This is a genomic window from Pontibacillus chungwhensis BH030062 (genome assembly GCF_000770675.1).
GTDB classification, from domain to species: domain Bacteria; phylum Bacillota; class Bacilli; order Bacillales; family BH030062; genus Pontibacillus; species Pontibacillus chungwhensis.
Window position 1 is genome coordinate 13,503 of the sequence record NZ_AVBG01000019.1, and the last position, 20,079, is coordinate 33,581.

18 protein-coding genes and 2 tRNA genes are annotated in these 20,079 nt (G+C 40.1%); 2 read left to right on the forward strand and 18 right to left on the reverse strand.

What is annotated here, in order from left to right; all coding sequences use genetic code 11:
- Positions 1-156 precede the first annotated feature (156 nt).
- Positions 157-2,607, reverse strand: coding sequence for a stage II sporulation protein E (gene spoIIE / locus N780_RS17580; protein ID WP_036787177.1), 2,451 nt, complete (start codon positions 2,605-2,607; stop codon positions 157-159).
- Between the two features lie 330 nt (positions 2,608-2,937).
- On the opposite strand from spoIIE, the gene N780_RS17585 reads away from it, so the two are divergent.
- Both N780_RS17585 and N780_RS17590 read left to right on the forward strand, forming a co-directional pair.
- Positions 2,938-3,014, forward strand: a tRNA-Met gene (locus N780_RS17585).
- Between the two features lie 24 nt (positions 3,015-3,038).
- Positions 3,039-3,110, forward strand: a tRNA-Glu gene (locus N780_RS17590).
- Positions 3,111-3,213: 103 nt separating this feature from the next.
- On the opposite strand, the gene ytvA is transcribed toward N780_RS17590, so the two are convergent.
- The 17 genes from ytvA to purR all read right to left on the reverse strand — a co-directional run bounded on the left by ytvA (position 3,214) and on the right by purR (position 20,042).
- Positions 3,214-4,002 carry a YtvA family blue-light photoreceptor gene (gene ytvA, locus N780_RS17595; protein ID WP_052115155.1) on the reverse strand — a complete coding sequence of 263 codons (789 nt, stop codon included), beginning with the start codon at positions 4,000-4,002 and terminating at the stop codon, positions 3,214-3,216.
- Between the two features lie 533 nt (positions 4,003-4,535).
- Positions 4,536-4,970, reverse strand: a complete 435-nt coding sequence (locus tag N780_RS17600) for a S1 domain-containing RNA-binding protein (protein WP_036787180.1) — start codon at positions 4,968-4,970, stop codon at positions 4,536-4,538.
- 74 nt (positions 4,971-5,044) lie between these two features.
- A complete protein-coding gene (locus N780_RS17605; protein ID WP_036787183.1) occupies positions 5,045-5,425 on the reverse strand; it encodes an FtsB family cell division protein in 381 nt (126 codons plus the stop codon).
- Positions 5,426-5,434: 9 nt separating this feature from the next.
- Positions 5,435-6,034: a spore cortex biosynthesis protein YabQ gene (gene yabQ / locus N780_RS17610; RefSeq protein WP_036787186.1), complete on the reverse strand. Its 600-nt coding sequence runs from the start codon at positions 6,032-6,034 to the stop codon at positions 5,435-5,437.
- The gene (gene yabP, locus N780_RS17615; protein ID WP_036787189.1) at positions 6,031-6,339 is read right to left on the reverse strand and encodes a sporulation protein YabP; all 309 of its coding nucleotides are present in this window, start codon (positions 6,337-6,339) and stop codon (positions 6,031-6,033) included. The genes yabQ and yabP overlap by 4 nt, the downstream gene beginning before the upstream one ends.
- Before the next feature lie 227 nt (positions 6,340-6,566).
- On the reverse strand, positions 6,567-6,821 hold the full coding sequence (locus N780_RS17620; protein ID WP_036787192.1) for an RNA-binding S4 domain-containing protein: 255 nt from the start codon (positions 6,819-6,821) through the stop codon (positions 6,567-6,569).
- Position 6,822: 1 nt separating this feature from the next.
- Positions 6,823-8,292 carry a bifunctional methyltransferase/pyrophosphohydrolase YabN gene (gene yabN, locus N780_RS17625; protein WP_036787195.1) on the reverse strand — a complete coding sequence of 490 codons (1,470 nt, stop codon included), beginning with the start codon at positions 8,290-8,292 and terminating at the stop codon, positions 6,823-6,825.
- A 2-nt stretch (positions 8,293-8,294) separates the two neighbouring features.
- Positions 8,295-9,887 carry a putative polysaccharide biosynthesis protein gene (locus N780_RS17630; protein WP_036787198.1) on the reverse strand — a complete coding sequence of 531 codons (1,593 nt, stop codon included), beginning with the start codon at positions 9,885-9,887 and terminating at the stop codon, positions 8,295-8,297.
- Between the two features lie 89 nt (positions 9,888-9,976).
- Positions 9,977-10,513, reverse strand: a complete 537-nt coding sequence (gene spoVT, locus N780_RS17635) for a stage V sporulation protein T (protein ID WP_036787266.1) — start codon at positions 10,511-10,513, stop codon at positions 9,977-9,979.
- 213 nt (positions 10,514-10,726) lie between these two features.
- Complete coding sequence (gene mfd / locus N780_RS17640; protein WP_036787201.1) at positions 10,727-14,254, reverse strand: transcription-repair coupling factor; 3,528 nt, start codon at positions 14,252-14,254, stop codon at positions 10,727-10,729.
- 72 nt (positions 14,255-14,326) lie between these two features.
- On the reverse strand, positions 14,327-14,557 hold the full coding sequence (gene fin, locus N780_RS17645) for an anti-sigma-F factor Fin (protein WP_036787205.1): 231 nt from the start codon (positions 14,555-14,557) through the stop codon (positions 14,327-14,329).
- 89 nt (positions 14,558-14,646) lie between these two features.
- Positions 14,647-15,207 (reverse strand): aminoacyl-tRNA hydrolase, encoded by a 561-nt coding sequence (gene pth / locus N780_RS17650; RefSeq protein ID WP_036787208.1) that lies wholly within the window; start codon positions 15,205-15,207, stop codon positions 14,647-14,649.
- A 177-nt stretch (positions 15,208-15,384) separates the two neighbouring features.
- Positions 15,385-16,038 (reverse strand): 50S ribosomal protein L25/general stress protein Ctc, encoded by a 654-nt coding sequence (locus N780_RS17655; protein WP_036787211.1) that lies wholly within the window; start codon positions 16,036-16,038, stop codon positions 15,385-15,387.
- A 92-nt stretch (positions 16,039-16,130) separates the two neighbouring features.
- Positions 16,131-17,087 carry a ribose-phosphate diphosphokinase gene (locus N780_RS17660; RefSeq protein ID WP_036787214.1) on the reverse strand — a complete coding sequence of 319 codons (957 nt, stop codon included), beginning with the start codon at positions 17,085-17,087 and terminating at the stop codon, positions 16,131-16,133.
- Between the two features lie 16 nt (positions 17,088-17,103).
- On the reverse strand, positions 17,104-18,483 hold the full coding sequence (gene glmU, locus N780_RS17665) for a bifunctional UDP-N-acetylglucosamine diphosphorylase/glucosamine-1-phosphate N-acetyltransferase GlmU (RefSeq protein WP_036787216.1): 1,380 nt from the start codon (positions 18,481-18,483) through the stop codon (positions 17,104-17,106).
- Between the two features lie 234 nt (positions 18,484-18,717).
- Positions 18,718-19,014: a septation regulator SpoVG gene (gene spoVG, locus N780_RS17670; protein ID WP_036787219.1), complete on the reverse strand. Its 297-nt coding sequence runs from the start codon at positions 19,012-19,014 to the stop codon at positions 18,718-18,720.
- Between the two features lie 212 nt (positions 19,015-19,226).
- Positions 19,227-20,042 (reverse strand): pur operon repressor, encoded by an 816-nt coding sequence (purR, locus tag N780_RS17675; protein ID WP_036787222.1) that lies wholly within the window; start codon positions 20,040-20,042, stop codon positions 19,227-19,229.
- Positions 20,043-20,079 lie beyond the last annotated feature (37 nt).

The following is a 20,079-nucleotide window of genomic DNA, read 5'->3' on the forward strand; positions in this document are numbered from 1 at the left end:
GTTGAAGACGACATGCTCATGGAGAAGCCGCCTCCCCCTATACAGCAGATTAACTCATGTCTTGAGGCGAGTGGCACTTGAAAGACTGTTTCAAAAGTATGTTAGATATGGTATCTAGCAAAAAAAGAGTACCTTGCCAAAGGTACTCTTTTTCATTTATTGCGCCCGCCCCATTATGGGAATGTTAGCCCACTGAGGAACATTGTGACTTATTTTCGCAACGACGACTGTCATATCGTCCTCAATTGCACCTGAACGTGTTCTAACCACTTCCTCTAGTAGTAAGTCAGCTACATCCTGAGGATCTTCGGTTCTCATATCCCTAATTTTTCGTTTTAACCACATATCAATATTCTCTACGTGCTTAGGACCTTCAAAAATTCCATCACTCATCATGATGAGTAAATCTCCTGGCTTCAGTTGGTCACTGACCACATCGACATCAAATTCTTGAATAATCCCCATAGGTAAATTACTTGCTTCTATTTTGCTCAACTGATCTCCCCTCTTAATAAAACTAGGTGTAGAACCGATCTTCAGAAACTTTACAGCTGCATCTTGAAGATCAATGACCGCTAGATCTAGAGTAGAAAAAATTTCATCCGTTGTTCGGAGTGAAAGGATTGAATTAATAGATTTAATCGCTACCTTCTCCTCAATTCCAGATTGTAAAATTTGTTGTAGTAATCGTAGCGTTTCCATACTTTCTACATGAGCCCTTTCTCCGTTACCCATTCCATCACTAATCGCAACGGCATACTTGCCCGCTCCAAGTTCCATAGTGGAGTAACTGTCTCCAGAAACTAAACCTCCGTCTTTTGCAGCATGAGCCACCCCTGTATCAATAACAAATTTTTTGGTAGAACCAAAAGAAAATGATCCATATCCATTAGGGAAAGGGGAGATCTCCTCATGCTTAACCATAATCGTTTCATTTAATATCTCGGATAACACCGGGGCTATAATCTTCGCCCCTTCACCTTTATAATCATAGAAAGAAAGGGTCATATCGATATCAATATTCCCCGCCTCCAAGCTATAGATCTCAAGCTGTTCAATCTCGAACCCCATTCCTTTTAAAGCTTGGACAATCTCTTCTTCTTGTAATTCATGATTTTCTCGTTCTTTCAATATTTCTTTAGCGAAATCTCCCATGACTTCCGATACACCATTAAGCTGGTCTGCAACGAACCTTCTACTCTCTAATACTTGTTTTTTCAAGCGTTGATTGGCTTGAAAAAATGATAATTCATGGTTCATCGTTTCAATAACCTTTTTAGACTTCACACAATGCTTCTCAAAATCTGCTTGAAGTTTCCGTTTGTGTTGGAAAGTCCCCGCATCTAATTCTGTCATCATCTCCTTCATATAACCGTAAGTCTGATCAAACTGCTGAGCCCAGCATTTATCCTTTTTAAAACATGATTGGCACGTTTTCTCAGTAACATTGCTCAGGAAATAATCGGTTTCTTTGCTCTCTTGTTCTTCATCCATATGGTGCTGAACTTGCGCAAAGCTCTTCGAAAGCGCCTGAAATACACTCGAGAATTGCTCCACTCGATTGGCCGTTACGTTACGGATCTTCTGTAAGTATTGCTCCTGTTCTTGCGAATGTTCATTAGTACCAGGGATATACCTGGCTAAATTACGAATCCATTTTTCAGGTGTTATAAAAAAGAGGAGAACAGCTACAGAGGATTCAAGCATCGATGGAGCAAGGGACCCTAACCCTTCTCCATATATACCGATAAGCATCGTACCAACAAATAAGCCGACCCCTACGCCGATTTTTTTCCCGTCTTTTAACAAGCCACCTAATAAGCCTGAAAAAGCCAATAGACTCATTTGATATAAACTTGCTACATTTGCAAGACTTAAAATTAAACCAGTTACTACACCGACAGTTGAACCAATAGCAGCTCCTCCGATATACGCCAACCAAAGCACCAGGTACCTAGACAACGTCTGCTCAAGTGAAATATTGTATATTTGCCAACCAATCGTTCCCGTAAGCACAGAAGCTAATAATATAATCATGCATACAATTTCTTCGTTTTTTAACGATTGTTTATACCGTTTCGGTGATAATAATGGGATGCTTTGCATAAAGATAAGTACTAAGATTGCACTCAGACTTGCTTCCACAATCGCTAGCATCCAATCATAAGGTTCAGCCGGTTGAATAAGGGTGTACGCTCCGACTCTTGGAGCTAGACTCGCTATAAATACAACAAATGGTAGAAACTCTTGTTGTTTCTTCATTCGCTGAAGCACAAAAGCTAACAAAAAGAAACTGAGCATAGCAGCAAATACGTACAGACTGTGTTGCCAATGATAGGTTAACGATCCGCAAAGGACAGCGGTCATAACTTTTAACGACTTATCTTTTCTCATTAGCCAAACAGAAGCGAGAAAAGAAAGGGCAAAAGGCGATACTGACGAAAGAACAATTGCTCGTCCCAATAAGAAGCCAACAATCCATAAAAGCCAGCCGCGCTCAATCATGAAAATTTTCGCCTGCTCCCCCATCCTCCGCTTCCAATTTTCTAAGGTGGCTATTCCCATCCCACTCATTTCCTTAACTGCCCGTTTTGTTAAGATCTCCATTTAAACACTCCCCCTTAGTGATTTATTTAATCACACAGGACTAGCTTTTTTTGTCAAAACATCAGAAAGAAGTTAATAAAAGTTTCGACGGCTTTCTATACAGGCAGGCTTGTTTCGGCAAATTGTTTAATCCTTTCTCACAGCCCTTCTTATAACCCTGTCGGATTCCCTTACCTTATTTCAAAATGAAGCGGTAAATATTCAAAAAATAATGACATTAATAAAATCCGTTGACACTTCGACAATGGTCGTGTAATATATTGCTTGTGACTTCGGGATAAACATCTTGAAAGAACAAACTAAACATTCTTTACTATATAGTAAAAACATGGCGGTGTAGCTCAGCTGGCGAGAGCGTACGGTTCATACCCGTGAGGTCGGGGGTTCGATCCCCTCCGCCGCTACCATATTTTTTTACTGTATAAACCAACGGCCCGTTGGTCAAGTGGTTAAGACACCGCCCTTTCACGGCGGTAACACGGGTTCGAATCCCGTACGGGTCATCATCCGAATTCTTGTCCTACCACACAGCGGTGTGGATTTTTTTACATTTATGTGAAATAGGATGACAGAGAAAAGCTGCTTCTTTTTAAGAAGCAGCTTTTTTTATGGGTTTTGCTGAACTTTCTCTAGAGCATCCTTCACGGATGAAAAAGATTGTATGGAACCTAAGTTAACCCCCATACGGGCTGACTTCATAGCAAACTCAGGTGAAATTCCGGCAATAACAAGGTCTGTTCCGAGTAGTTGCAATAAGTCATTTAGTTTGTAAATCCCATGAATAACTTCTTCATCAAAATCTACGAGTCCAGATAACTCCACAATTAATTTCTTATGTTTTAACGTAGCCATTTTATCAGCGATACGATCAGAAATTAAGGCAAGTCGGTCTCCATCCATATTCCCTATGAGAGGTAAAACGGATATACCATCTGTAAGAGGGACAATAGGGGTTGAGAGCGCTGTAATTTCATTCATTGAAGTTAATAGGTCTTCCTCAGCCTTTTTCTTCTCTGACACATCTTTTTGAATCCCTATAAAATAATATCGACCTTTCTCTTTCACATAAACCGGGTCTATATGTAGTTCATTCCAAAAAGGCTCCCCGTTTTTCCTATGGTTTAATACGGTTACAGCAACAGACTCTTCATTGGAAATGGCTTTTCTTAATTGATTAATCTGCTCTTCCTGCGTTCCCTCTCCCTGAAGAAATCTGCAGTTACGTCCTAAGATTTCGCTTTTATGATAACCAGTAATATGTTCAAAGCCTTTATTGGCATAAATAATAGGATTATCGGGCTGTCCAGGGTCTGTTATAGTAACACCGACACGTGTGTGATCAATGGCGTCTTCTAACAGCTTGTTGAATATATGTTCTTCTACTATGTCTTCCACCTGTAAAACCTCACTCTCATCGTTTTATGTACCTTAATAGTATCAAAACTTTACATTAAGAACCAAATAAACATCCTCTTTCCCTTTTCCATATAAGCTCCCTTATATGGAAAACTTGAAGTTGAGGTACTTTTGTGTGGATAGGGCCGTTACGTTTATGAGTGCTTGGGCTTGCTCGGGGACAACTCGCTTTCCTGCGGGGAGCTGGGAAGCCTCCTCGTTCGCTTTTGCTCTCTGTGGGGTCTTCCCTAGGCTCCTTTGCCCGCGGGAGAAAGAGGTAGACGAGACCCTGGAGCGAACGAAGTGAGTGAGGACGCTCGACAGCTCGCCCGCGGAAAGCGAGTAGTTTCCCGGACCTCCTTACTCAACACTAACGTTAACGGAAACATTCTCTCAACTTCGAGTCTTCAACAATCCTGCCCTCTTCTTGAACAACCCTTTTATAGACAATAAAAAGTGACCAGCTCTATTGAGCTGGTCACTTCCTCTATATAAGAACATTCAATTCATAATGGTTGCTCATAGACAGCAAGTTAGCCTCGTTTAGCACCTCGACCTCCACGTTTTGATTCCGTGTGCTTTTTTAAAGATGCTAGCTTTTCGTCGCTATCTTTAAGGAAACGATTCATTAACGAATCAAAATTCTCAGGGCGCTGGTTACCTTTGTTGCCTTTGCCTTTTCCGCCGCCTTTGTTATGGTTATTGTTGCGACGCTCACGGTCACCTTTGTAGTTGTCTTTAGCTTTCTTAATAGACAAACCAATCTTACCGTCTTTCTCCACATTAATTACTTTCACTTCTACTTGGTCGCCTTCACTTAAGTGATCATTAATGTCTTTTACATAATTATCAGCAACCTCACTAATGTGAACCAAACCTGTTGAACCATTAGGTAATTCAACGAATGCTCCGAAATTAGTGATACCTGTTACCTTGCCCTGCAACTTGCTGCCTACTTCAATTGACATAAAAAAATTGCTCCTCCTTATGAATTTCAAAAAGTATCATTCTTATATATTATATATAAGCCTTAAAAAGAGTGTCAATATGAGGGACCGTTATCAGGGATTTTAAAGATAATTTCGCCTTCTTTTGAGAAGAAATAATTGGTCCTGGCTATCTGCAAGACATATTCTTCATCATTTAAGAGCTTAATTTCTTCTTTAAAATCTTTTTCCTGCTTCTCTAAAAGATTCATTTGCTCCTGCAATTCTTCATACTTGGCTTGCTTCTCAGCATAAAGTGTCCGTTGTTGAATATGGTAAGTCAGTAATCCGCCCAATAAAAGAAGGGATGCGATTGTAAACAAAGCTAATCGGCGAATGAGCCGCTTCTTCTTCTTATGTTGACGCTCTACGTATGCATCGTACTGCTTCACATATCCTGAATCTATCTTTGCAACCGAATCACGTTGATCCTGCACGATGATAAGCTACCTCCTTTTTTGCTGGATAATTCCCCACCATTTTAGTATTATATTCTTCATTTTACTATAAAACCCTGCTACGTCTAGTAAGTATTTTTTCACATTTTTCGGCATCAACTTCCACGTTATGCGCCCGATCAACTGAAATGGATATAGTAAAATTTTAAATAGGAAAAGAATAATGGCTAGTAAGGTTGTCCACAAAAGGAGAATTAGCTTCATTATTGTAATGATAATAAAACGAATTGGACGTACAATAAACACCGCCACGACCCGTGTAATAAAGCGAATGAGCCCTGAGATGATCTTAATTAACCTCTCTAATACTTTTTTATAAGTTTCCCTAAACAAGGCTTGGTATGCAGCATAACCACACACCACAGCCAGTACAATATAAAGACGTAATTCTCCCTGATTCGCTAAGAATAGAAAATAAAACAAAACCAACCCTTGTAGAATCCAAAATAAAATCTCGAAGGAATACCTCATGATTAGATTAGATTTCCATAAGGGCTCAAATCTTTTAAATGTATCCATAACTATACCCAGATATACGCCACTACTAAACATAATAACCATTGTTAAAAACTGTGTATCTAAACTCATTTAAACATTTTGCTAAAGAATCCTTTAGCTTTCTCCTGTTGCTGTTCGTCTAAATAGGAGAGTTCATACACCTTTCCTTTAATCGATACAATCCCTTGCTCCACATCTAAATTCTTCATTTGAAGATTCTGTCCTCGTACTACTAAATATCCCATATTTGTTTGTAATAAAAATTCCTCAGCATCGAAACTATCTACCTCTTTTACTCCGGTAATTTCTAAGTTGCGTCTATTATTCATCTTCACATGATGATCACCTTGCCCACGAGTTCCCGTTCCTTGTACATCTTTTTCATAATACTCCATATATCCACCCCTCCCCTTATCGTTACCAATCTATGAGTGAGAGATTTCAAATATGTACAATCCCTTATAAAAAGTTCAGAGCAGAATATTTTTGGAGAGGAAGCCTATCGTACTTCCTTTTTTAAGTGTTAGCTCCTCCCATCCACAACTCCCGTAAAGATATACAAAAAAAAGACACTTCACTCCTCAACAGGAGTGAAGTGCCTTTTTTCGTTCAAATTACATGACTACACTTCTTGTTCACTAATGATTTTATAAAGAGATGATGCTTCGTCTTTCTTTACATTTTCTCGTAAAGATGTGACCTCAAGCGTCAATTGCTTTTGTCCAAAACGGATGGAAAGCTCGTCTCCAACAGACACATCTGTAGACGCCTTCGCTGTATTACCGTTTAATTGGATACGGCCTTGATCCGCCACTTCTTTCGCTAATGTACGTCGTTTTATCAAACGAGATATCTTAAGGAATTTATCTAGCCTCATGTTATTTCTCCCCCTTCTCTCTATTCTTCGCTTGAACCCAGTAATAATCCAACTGTTCTAGTGTCATATCCTGCATTTCTTGACCCTCGGAAGTAATCACCGCTTCCATCTCTTTAAAGCGTCGTTCAAATTTATCGTTGGTTCTTTGAATTGCGAGTTCTGGATTTATTTTATAGTAACGGGCAAGATTTACAAACGCAAACAAGACGTCTCCATACTCTAATTCTTGATCAGAAAATGCCTCAGACCGCAGGCTCTCTTCGAACTCATCCATTTCTTCTTTCACTTTCTCCCACATGGGTTGCGGATCGTCCCAATCGAATCCTACCTTCTTCGCCTTCTTCTGTAATTCCTGAGCTCTCATAAGTCCAGGCAACGCCTCTACGACACCGTCTAATACCGAGGGTCTTTCCAAACCTTTTTCATCTTTCTTGATCTCGTCCCAGTTCCTCATAACCTGATCAACATCATCAGCCTGTCGATCTGAGAAAACATGCGGATGACGACGGATCATTTTCTCCGTTAAAGATAGAATTACGTCATCGATCGTGAAAAATCCTTCATCCTCGCCAATTTGACTGTGCAGGAGGACCTGTAAAAGCACATCTCCCAGTTCTTCTATGATCCCTTCATCATCTTGGTCATCAATGGCCTGGATAAGCTCATATGCTTCCTCTATTAAATAAGGCCGTAAGCTTTCATGCGTTTGCTTACGATCCCAAGGACATCCATCTGGTGCACGCAGTGCTGCTATTACGTCCCGAACCCTGAAAAACTGATGAGCGAGCTGATCTTCTGAAACGGGCGGCACATATACGCTTGTTAAATTACTCAGTTCTACTTGATGATCAAGTTCAAATAGAGGCACTTGTTCTATTCGCTCTTGTTTACTACCTACAGCATCTACAATATATACAGGAAACTCAGGAGGTAGATCTTCGAGCAACGATACCTTCACCTCTGAAGCAATCATTTCATCATATACTTGACAAAAGACTGTGTGCTGACGATGTTCTACCATGCTTCTACTAAAACCTGTTGCATCAATAAATTGAAAACCTTCAATAGGATCAATTTGTAGACTTGTGAATAAATCATCTAAGTAGCTTTGCCCACCCTGAATGGATACTGATACTCGTTCATTTTTTTCAGCTATTAATAAAAGCTGTACGGTTTTCTCAGCAAGCATCGGGTGACCAGGAACCACATATATAATATCTCGACCTTCCGCTTCCTTAATAAGTTGTTCCACAATCGTTTCATATACATCACCAAATTGCTCCTGTTCTTCATATACATGATCAAACGATTCGAACGTAACACCTTCATCTTCCAACGCCTTAATGACCGGATGATCCAACGTGCGTGCATATCGGACCCCCTCGCCTTTTACAAGGGTTCTGTATACTCCTAATGGCAATTGCTCAAGGTCGGCCGCACCAAGACCCATAACTTTAATATGATTTGTCATCATCATGACCTCCTTTTAGTGAGTCGTTTTAATTTCGTTGACTTTGGAAAGTAATCTAATTCTTTATCCGTAAAAGCGCCTGATTTAAGTAAACTCACACCATAACTTAAGGCACCTAATGCAATTGTAAGGAAGCAATATCCTACATAATCCTGTCTGTGTTGCATTTCTATAAATTGACTATATGCTCCTCCTGCAACGACTATAGTCACCGTCATCACCACTAAGGAGAAGAAGGTGGCCCTCCAAGGTATGTAAGCTCTTAAAGAAAAAGGGATTCGTTTCTTAAAGACCATTATATTACTTAAAAATACGACGCAAATACTGACTAACGTCGCAAGACCACTCCCTGTAATACCAAGAGCGGGAGTAAATACAGTGTTTAAAATGACTTTCACAATGACTCCGATCGCCACAGCAAACGCTGGCAAGAAAACAATCCCAAACCCTTGCAATAATGAAGATAGAGTCAAAGTCATAGATGCGAAGACAATGGCAACCGACAATACCCTTAAAGCAATAACTCCTTCATTGCTTGTAAAGAGCAACACATTTACTTCAGGCATCAGTATAAACAAGCCGACTGAAGCTGCAATAGAGATCAAAAAAGAAAGCTTCATTGCCTGCCCGGCATTCTCCTGCACCTCCGTTGTTTTGTTCTCTAAGCGCTTCTTTGTAACAGAAGGAACAATGGCAAGGGCTAGTGATGATGCAAGAACGGTCCCTAACTGCAACAGCGGATATCCCCGATCAAAGACTCCCTTCATTTCTTGCGCTTCCTTTAATGAAAGTCCATATATCTTCAAGGAAGAGATCATGGTGAACGCATCAGCAAATTGCATCAGTAACAACAGCATGTAATTCACGCAAAGAAACAAGCCCGACAGGACCATCGTTCGTATGATGTCGCCAATCGGAATAAAAGAGGCAGAAGGTTTAAGGAGCACGGATCTATGCTTTGTGATATAGAAAGATAACACCAGACATGCCGCAAGCCCTCCTAAAATGGAACCAAAAGCTGCTCCAGATCCTACATAATAGTAGTTATATCCATTACCTACGAAGAACAAAGTAGCTGAAATAATGACAAGGACTCTTACTACCTGTTCTATCATTTGGGACACAGCTGTCGGAGTCATTTCATCTATCCCTTGAAACACACCTCTTCCTATTGAAGTAAACGGAAGTAGTAAAAATACCGTAGCTGTCACACGTAAGGGCATGCGTAGCCTCTGATCTCCCATAAATGAAGCAATAGCCGAGGACCCAAAGTAAAAGATCGAAAAGAGCACAAGGCTAACCCCAATCATAACCATAAAAACCGGCGCATAGAAGCGCCGAACTGAAAGTGATCCCCCTCGAGCCTGGGCCCTTGCTACAAGGGAGGATATTGCCATCGGAAACCCATATATTGAAATCATCCAAGCCATCCCCAATATCGGATACACTTGTTGGTAAATATAAAACCCTATATCCCCCGCTATATTTTGAAGGGGGACACGATAACCAGCACTTAACACCTTTCCAAATAATCCAGCTAAAGTTAGTAAAAGTGCCCCTCTCATCAATCGTTGTTGCTTACTATGTACTGCCATGAATGTATCCTTTCTAAACCTTTCCATTCTCATTATATAAGTATGTATGAAAAAAGGAGCCTACGCAAATGAGGCTCCTCGCTTTCATTCTATTCCATTTGTTTTGCTAAAAAGCTTGCGGCTGTTTCAACCGCTTTTTGTTCAACATTGGTTAACGCTTCTCCTTCTTTCGAAAGAATCATTACGCATCCAATTGGATCTCCACCAGAGATAATAGGACCTATTACATACGAGGAGATCGTCTCATCAATACCATCTGCAATTTCAATGGTTGATTCATTTGATTCTGTTAAGACGACGCGATCTTGAATGGCTTGTTCAACTTTTTGCCCTATGCTTTTATTCAGATACTCTTTTCTCGACCCACCTGAAACGGCAATAAATTCGTCACGATCACAAATAAGGACAGGATGACCAAGTGAGTCAAATAGTGCATCAGCATATTCCTTTGCAAAATCTCCAAGCTCGCTAATGGGTGAATACTTCTTTAAAATAACTTCTCCTTCACGATCAACAAAGATTTCTAAAGGATCCCCTTCTCTAATGCGCAGGGTTCTACGAATTTCTTTCGGGATTACTACCCGACCTAAATCATCAATACGTCTTACGATACCAGTTGCTTTCATTCCATGAAGCCTCACTTTCATCTGATGATTATTCTCTTGGTGATGTGTTATCGCTTCCTGTAAAGAACAAAAATCACCATTTGATGGGTATAGTATTTTTCTCAAAGTCAGAACTATACATTTTTCCTTCATATTTGTAGTAGAAAACATCAAAATCTTCAAAGTGAGGCTCATTTTGTACAGTAAAGTTACGTATATTGCTTCACATTTTTATCAAGCAGAACCCTTGGCTTCTGGCAATTGTTGCAGGAATTCTTCTATCGTCTTATAACGTTGATGCGCTGTATTACGATCCCATTTAAAGGCCACTTTTAATTGCTGACCTTCTGTGCCAAGTTGAATCATACGTCCATATTGATTGGCCAATTCAAATAATTTAGCACCATCGATACGTTGACTCGCTTCCGCTTCCATAAGCAGTTCAATTTTTTGCTTCTTCTCACTAATCGATTCCACACGTTCCTTTTTAGCTGCAAGCTTTAAGACAGCGACTTGGAATAAATTCTCGACTTGTTCAGGGTAATCACTGAAGCGATCAATCATCTCTTCCCGTAAATCATGGAGGTCTTCTTGTGATTCAATGGATTGGAATCGTTTGTACATATCAATCTTTTGTTTCTCATCTGAAATATAAGAGTCTGGAATATAAGCATCTAAATTAAGAGTAAGCTCAGGTTCGAATGGTTTGGTTTCCTCCACTTCTTTCCCTTGCTGTTTTGCTTCTATCGCATCATTTAACATTTGAGAGTACATATCAAATCCAACGGAATCAATAAATCCGTGCTGCTGTGATCCAAGTAGGTTACCTGCTCCACGTATTGATAAGTCCCGCATCGCAATCTTAAAGCCTGAACCAAGCTCTGTGAATTCCTTGATTGCCTGAAGTCGCTTTTCTGCCACTTCTGACAAGACTTTATCTTTCTGATAAGTAAAGTAAGCGTAGGCCACACGATTCGAACGACCCACACGACCTCTCAATTGATAAAGCTGACTAAGTCCCATGCGGTCTGCATCATAAACAATTAGCGTGTTTGTGTTCGGAATGTCTACTCCGGTCTCAATAATGGTGGTAGATACGAGCACATCTGACTCACCTTCAAGGAAGCTGAACATTACATTTTCAAGTTCTGATTCATTCATTTGGCCATGAGCATATGTCACACGTGCTTCATCAACTAACGCTGATATTTCTTCTGCCATCCGCTCAATATTTTCTACACGGTTGTATAAGAAGAAGACTTGTCCTCCGCGGGCTAATTCCCGTTCAATGGCTTCCCGTATAAACACATGATTGTATTCAAGCACATACGTCTGAATTGGGAAGCGGTTCTCAGGAGGCGTTTCTATAACCGATAAATCACGAACGCCTAACATCGACATATGAAGCGTTCTTGGAATCGGGGTGGCTGTAAGTGTTAAGACATCCACATTGGTCTTCATTTGCTTAATTTTCTCTTTATGCTTTACTCCAAAGCGCTGTTCTTCATCGACAATCAATAACCCTAATTCTTTCACCTTAATATCTTTAGATAAAATACGGTGGGTTCCGACCACAAGATCAACAGTGCCATTTTCTAAGCCTTCTGTTGTTTCTTTTTGCTGTTTACGGGTCCTAAATCGACTTAACAAACCAATTTCAATTGGGAACTCCTGAAATCGTTCGCGAATCGTTTCATAGTGCTGTTGGGCTAATATCGTTGTCGGAACTAGAATAACGACTTGCTTACCATCTGCAATGGCCTTGAAAGCTGCACGAATAGCTACTTCTGTTTTTCCGTACCCAACATCTCCACATAGAAGACGATCCATAGGGCGTACCTTCTCCATGTCGGTTTTGATTTCTTCAATACAGCGGATTTGGTCTTCTGTTTCCTGATAAGGGAACGCTGCTTCAAACTCTCTCTGCATCTCTGTGTCTTCCCCGAAAGCATAACCTTTAGTCGCTTCTCGTTCTGCATACAGCTTAATTAAGTCATCTGCGATATCTTCAACAGATGATTGAACACGACTCTTTACCTTTTTCCACTCGCTTCCACCTAGTTTATAGAGTTTAGGTTCTTTACTTTCTGAACCTACGTATTTCTGCACTAGGTCGATTTGGTCAATAGGAACGTAGAGCTTGTCATCCCCCGAGTACTTTACGAGCATATAGTCTTTATGTAGCCCGTTCAACTCAAGCGTCTCGATTCCTAAGTACTTTCCTATACCGTGGTGAGCATGAACAACATAGTCACCAACTTTTAAGTCTTGATAACTCTTAATGCGTTCAGCATTTGAAATCTTTTTCTTTCTCTTAGGTCGTGTAGAACGCTTTTTAAATAGTTCATTTTCTGTCAATACGGCTACTTTATGCATCGGCAGCTCAAATCCTGTAGTAAGGTGACCCACTACAATGGTTGCATGTGTCAAAGGTAGGGACGGTTCTCTTTCAGAAACAACAGCTTCCATATCATAGTCTTCCAAAACAGCTTGAATTTTCTCAGCTCGACTTTCATTTGGCGCCACTACTAAAACAGAATAGTCCCCTTTTTGCCATCGTTCCATCTCTGTTTGCAATAAATTCATTTGTCCATGGAATTGTTGCATGGCTCTACAGGAAATGTTCACGATATTTTCTGGTTGGGTATTAGGGATATGACGTAAGAATACAGACATATATAGACGCGGGTGGTGTATGGAATGCCAAACATCAGACCAATTGTAAGAGATCGATAAATCTCTAACCATTTGCCCTGATTCCAACAGACTGCTATACCATTCAGCCTCTTCTTCATCTAAACGTGTAGCGGTTTCTTGGATACGACTCATTTCATCAAAGACCATTAACCCATTATCAGGTAAATAATCTAGTAAACTAGCAGACTCCTCATAGTAGAGAGAAATATACTTATACATCTCCTGAAAACGCTCGCGTTGCTTCAGTCTTTCGATATCTCTCTCAATATTCTCAGATAAAGTTTCTTTAAGTTCAGGTGATTTAAGATTCTTAAGGGAATCCGCAAAAGCTCTTTCAAGGTTCTCGGCAGCTCTTGCCAAATCTTCATCTGTTAACAAGAGTTCACTAGCTGGACCAATCGTTACATTATTCACCTTTTCTAAAGAGCGTTGACTCTCAGAATCGAAATATCGTATGGAATCTACTTCATCATCGAAGAATTCGATCCGTAATGGGTTAGGTTGAGTTAATGGATAAATATCCATAATGCCACCACGCATACTAAACTCTCCTGGAGCAGATACCATATCAGCACGCTCATAACCCATGTCGATCAATTGCTTCATATAATGATCTATTTCAATGACTTCGCCTACTTTAAACGGGAGTTGGTAGTTCTCCCAATAAGATGTTGGCGGCAAAATTCGTTTAAGTGCTGCAACAGGGGCAATTAGAATTCCTGATTTACTTTGTGACCAATGATTTAACGCCTCTATTCGTTCACTTCTAAGCTCAGGACTAGCCACTGCGATTTCTGAGGCAATTAATTCATTCACTGGATATAAGTGAACTTGATCAGCCTCCGTTAAGCCCAATAAATCTTCGTATAACTGCTGTGCTTGCATGAGCTGATGAGTAACAACTAAAACAGGGCGCTTAGCAGATTCTTCAAGGAGTGAAATTAACACTCCTCTTGAAGAACCTGACAGCCCCGAAACAAACTGTTCTTTCATGCCTGATGAAAACCCCGATATAATGGAGTGGATATCATCTTGTTGTGTTAGAAATTGCTTAAGTCCTTGCAATCTGTACCCCCCTTAATCCTCACACTCCATACAAAAATGCTTTGGCTCATTTACCAAAGCGAACATGTAAACTTAATGAATAAAGAAATCAAGTTCATGATAGTGAGGATTTTCTTCTAACGATTCTTGGCAATCTTCACATATAGTGCGTACCATCACATCACCGTTCTCGTGATAGCTCACCATATCTAAAAGCTCCTCCTCATTTAGAGAATTAAGCCCAAGTTCAACGGAATCAAGCACGTCTTGTGACAGCTCTCCTAATTCCTTCTTACAATGACGACATTGGTATTTAACGGCCATTTATATCCTCCTAAAACTAGTTATTTGCCACTAGTTTGCCCGAAATATAAAGGCCATATACGAGTTCACACCAGCCCTGTCGTCCTAGGTTATTTATTAAACTCATTCATAACTTCTAAGAAACCCTTCTCCATCCAAGCTTCACACGCATCAGCAGCTTTTTGAATACTCTCTTCAGCCGCGGCTTTATCTTCCCCTTGGAATTTCCCCAAAACATAATCAGGTACTGGCATCGGTCCACTAGGGCGCCCAACGCCAATTCTTATCCGCGGGAACTCTTTCGTATCTAATTGGTCAATGGTAGATCGAATGCCGTTATGGCCTCCATGACCACCTTTTTGACGTAAACGAACCTTACCAGGTGGTAAGTCTAAATCATCATAGATGACCACTATATCTTCTGGGTCCAAATCATAGTACTCCATTAAAGGGCGTATAGCCTCTCCAGAAAGATTCATGTAAGTAAGGGGTTTAAGAAGCATAACCTTCTCACCACCAAGACGTTCGACTGTATGCTGCCCTTTATACTTTTCTTTATCTAACTTCCAATTATGTCGTCTTAACAGTTCATCAATAACCATAAAACCAATATTATGACGCGTGTCTTCAAATTTAGGCCCTGGATTCCCAAGTCCAATAATACATTTCATCTAATCACTCTCTTCTTTTGTACATCTTGATTCGTTCTTCTTATATCTTATTATAAGCGAAAAAGAAGAGTCTAAAGCATTGCTCTTTTACTTCTTCAATTCTTTCATAGAATCCTTCTTTACGTGTAAAAAGAGACGTAACCTTTTGGGTTACGCCTCATATCTAACCGAAGAATGTTAGGATTCTTTGCTCTCTTCTTCTTCGTCATCATCTTTTTGATTAATGACTTCTGGTTCAACATCTCCATCTTGAGTTTCGCCTGGCTCGACAACTTCCTCAGTTTGTGGAGGTAAGATGGTAACAATCGTTGTGGTCTCATCTTGTGTGATTTCATAGTTATTACCAGCTTTCACATCACTTACAAGAAGACTGTCCCCAACTTCTAGGTTTGATACATCTAAAGTAATCTCTTCAGGAATATTATTCGGCTTAGCGCGAATTGCTAGTTCATGAAGTGGTTGAGATAGAATCCCACCATCTTTCACGCCCTGTGCATCCCCTTCTAAATGAATCGCTACCTCTACATCAATTTCTTGACTCATATCAACCATATAGAAGTCAGCATGATATAGTTCGTTACGAATCGGCTCAATTTGATAATCATGTAACATTACGTCTACTGGCTTTTTACCTTCTATATCAAGGGAAATAATAGCGTTTTTCCCTTCATCACGTACTGTCATTAATAATTCTAAGCTGTTCACCGATACCGCAATTGGTTCTTTGTCTTTTCCATAAACAACTGCTGGAACCAGTCCGGACTTACGAAGCTCATTTTTAGTCGAACGTTTGAAATCATTTCTCGTATTCGCTTTAACTGTTACTGCCACGTTTATCACCCTCCAAAGAATTATAAAGCTTCTAATGATTTATAATTCCCTTTTCAAGAGGGCGTAAACCTTATTTTTAGAAAAAAGGTAAATTAATCAAATAATACACTGATTGATTTACGCTCGTGAACGCGAGTGATCGCTTCACTGATAAGCTCCCCTACAGAAAGCTCCGTAATCTTATCAATTCGTTTTTCATCTTTTAGAGGAATCGTATTGGTTACAACAAGCTCTTTAATTTTAGAGTTGTCGATTCGCTCAATTGCCGGTCCTGATAGAACAGGGTGTGTACAACAAGCATATACTTCTTTTGCTCCATTTTCGATAAGAGCGTTTGCTGCTAGCGTAATCGTACCTGCTGTATCAATAATATCATCAATTAAAATCGCTGTTTTTCCTTCAATATTACCAACAATGTTCATGACTTCAGAAACGTTTGGACGAGGACGTCGCTTATCAATAATCGCAATTGGAGCTTTCAAACGGTCTGCCATCTTACGCGCACGCGTCACGCCACCATGGTCAGGGGAAACGATGACAACATCGTCAAAGTTCTTCTCTTCGAAGTAGTCAGAAAGAAGCGGCACACCTACTAGATGATCAATTGGAACATCGAAGAAACCTTGGATCTGAGGAGCGTGTAAGTCTAGCATGATGACACGGCTTGCTCCAGCAGTTTGAAGAAGGTTCGCGACTAGCTTGGATGTAATTGGCTCACGAGAGCGTGCTTTACGATCCTGACGCGCATAACCATAGTATGGCATTACGATGTTGATTGAGCGAGCAGAGGCACGCTTCAATGCATCAATCATAATGAGTAACTCCATAATATGTTGGTTTACTGGCTCTGAAGTTGATTGAATAACGTATACGTCACACCCACGTACACTTTCTTCAATATTAATTTGTACTTCTCCATCACTAAAACTTGTTACTGTACACTTTCCTAATTCTGTACCAATGTTTTCTGCAATTTCTTGAGCAAGAGTTGGGTTTGAATTAAGTGAAAAAACCTTTAAAGCTGGATCCTTATATTGAGAAGTAGCCATCGCTAAAAAACCTCCATTAATCTTTTTTCGCTTGATTTATTTTATCTGCGTAGCCATCCTTGTTCGTCTGACGAGAGCGAGCAATAGATAAAGCGCGGTCCGGTACATCATCTGTGATGGTGGAACCCGCCGCTACATAAGCACCGTTACCCACCGTAACAGGTGCAACTAAATTAGAGTTACATCCAATAAATGCGTCATCTTGAATTGTTGTTAAATGTTTATTCTGACCATCATAATTTACAGTAATGGTGCCACAGCCGATATTCACACCACTACCAACCTCGGCATCTCCGATATAACTTAAGTGCGAGGCCTTACTACCTTCACCAAAGGAAACTTTCTTTAACTCTACAAAGTTCCCGACCTTTACATCATCAGAAAGAGTTGACGCCGGACGAATGTGAGCGTATGGGCCAATTTGTACACGATTGCCAATATGACTCTCGTGAGCCACACTTTGTTTAATAGTTGTATCTTGTCCAACTGTACAATTATTAATTTCAGAATGAGGACCAATCTCAGCTCCTGTAGCTATATAGGTATTACCTTCAAGTACACTACCAGGATAGAGAATAGCATCTTGTTCAATTTTAACATCTAGCCCAATATACGTTTGATCGGGATCAATTAGAGTTACACCATTACGCATATGACCTTCATTAATACGACGGCGCATAGCTTTCTCAGCACGCGATAAAGCAACACGGTCATTTACACCTAATGTTTCATCGAAGTTTTTCGATTGATAGGCTGCAATCTTTTCACCATTGTTCTTTAAGATTTCAATAACATCTGGCAGGTAGTACTCTCCCTGGGCATTGTCATTCGAAACGTTTTGAAGAGATTCAAATAGAGCCTCGTTATCAAAACAATAGATTGCCGTATTAATCTCTTGAACCTCTTGCTCTTTTGGAGAAGCATCTTTATGTTCAACAATACGAGCAACATCACCTTGTTCATCGCGGATTACTCGTCCGTACCCACTTGGGTCTTCAGCATGAGCTGTTAGAACGGTTACTTTAGCTTGCTCTTGTTCATGATATTGGAAAACGGACTCAAGTGTTTCAGCCGTGAGTAATGGGGTGTCAGCCGCTACAACAAGTGTTGTACCTTTGTTAGTTCCAAGGATTGGCTCAGCTTGTTGAACCGCATGTCCTGTTCCTAGTTGCTCCTCTTGAACAACAAATTGGCTTTTTGTACCGATTTGGTTCCGAACCTCATCAGCACTACGCCCAACTACTGTTATAATTTCATCTAGTTGAAGTGACGATAATTGATCAATTACATGTTGTACCATAGGCTTACCGCATACAGGATGCAATACTTTCGTTAGAGACGATTTCATACGTGTCCCTTGCCCGGCTGCCAATACAATAGCATAGCGATTATTCATGAAGAAACCTCCATCCTTTTTATCCATTACGAATATATCTTAAAACCGTACTATTTTCAACAAAGAAAAGATTATGAGAACGGCTTCACAGCTTATTATGCAGGACTTTTAGAGGGATCAGCACAACTACTCTCCTATATCCACCACATATATGTAATAAATTTCCATAACAATATTCTATCATAAAAAAGAAGCCTAATCTGTGATTAGACTCCTGGTGTTTCTTGCAAAGCATTAGGAAGCTCCAGCTTCTTCATACTCCACTTCTTCTTCAACTTGTCCCGCTCGATGATACTCTTCTAACACAGCGTCTTGAATCTTTCCACGTGTGCCAGAGTTAATTGGATGGGCAATATCACGAAATTCTCCATCTGGAGTACGTTTGCTCGGCATCGCTACAAACAAACCATTGTTGCCATCAATTACTCGAATGTCGTGAACAACAAATTCACCATCCAACGTAATAGAAGCAATTGCTCGCATTCTTCCTTCAGTATTAACGCGTCGTAGTCTCACGTCAGTTACTTCCATTATTAGTCACCACCTTTATCCATAGGAACTTATTTACCAATATTCAACAAAACTACTTAAATTCCTTCTTAAATATAAAAAAAATTAAGTTTTTCTAACAATATCCAAAATATTAATTCCTTTGTATGAACATTAAGCTCTTTTTGTCCTTATTCAACCGAATTTACTCTATTATACAAAAAGAAGAATGCACGATGTGCATTCTTCTTTTATCACGATTTGAATATGGTACCTCTGTGAACTTCGATTTTCTTCTCTTTAATATCTACGTTATTTATTTGAAGTAAAGAAACATAATCCTGCACCACGCGTTCCTCGTCTTCATCTTCTGCTTCAGCCAGAACGCCGATTCCTGCTACGTTGGCTTCAAATTCAGCCAACAAGCTCTTCATCCCGTCTATTGTGCCCCCAGCTTTCATAAAGTCATCAATAATCAAGACATTAGCACCTTTTTGAAGGCTACGCTTAGGTAAAACCATCGTTTGAATCTTTCTTGATGAGCCTGATACATAATTAATACTCACCGTTGATCCTTCTGTAACTTTCGGATCACGTCGCACAATAACCACAGGAACATTTAGGAATGATGCAACAGCATAAGCTAACGGAATCCCTTTGGTTGCGACTGTCATGATAACATCCACATTTTGATCCGAAAAATGCGTAGCAAACAAGCGACCGATATTTCGAATCGTTTCCGGATCCCCTAAGAGATCGCTCATAAATAAGTATCCACCTGGCAATAAACGCTCAGGATCTTCTAATTGCTTTGCCAATAGATCCGCAAAACTTTCACTATTTTCCTGAGAGTTAAACGGGATGAATTTCACTCCTCCCGCAGCACCAGCTACAGTCAGCAACTCTCCAATGCCCTGCTTTTGAAACATTTGATTAATAATTCCCAGATCCTCACTCACTGAGGATTTTGCTGCATCATAAGCCTCTGTAAAGAAGGGCAAAGAAACAAGTTGTTGGGGATGTTCCAATAAATAATATGTCATTCCGACCAATCGTTCACTTCTTTTCATATCCACACCTCAAAAACCGAATATTTTCATTTAATAT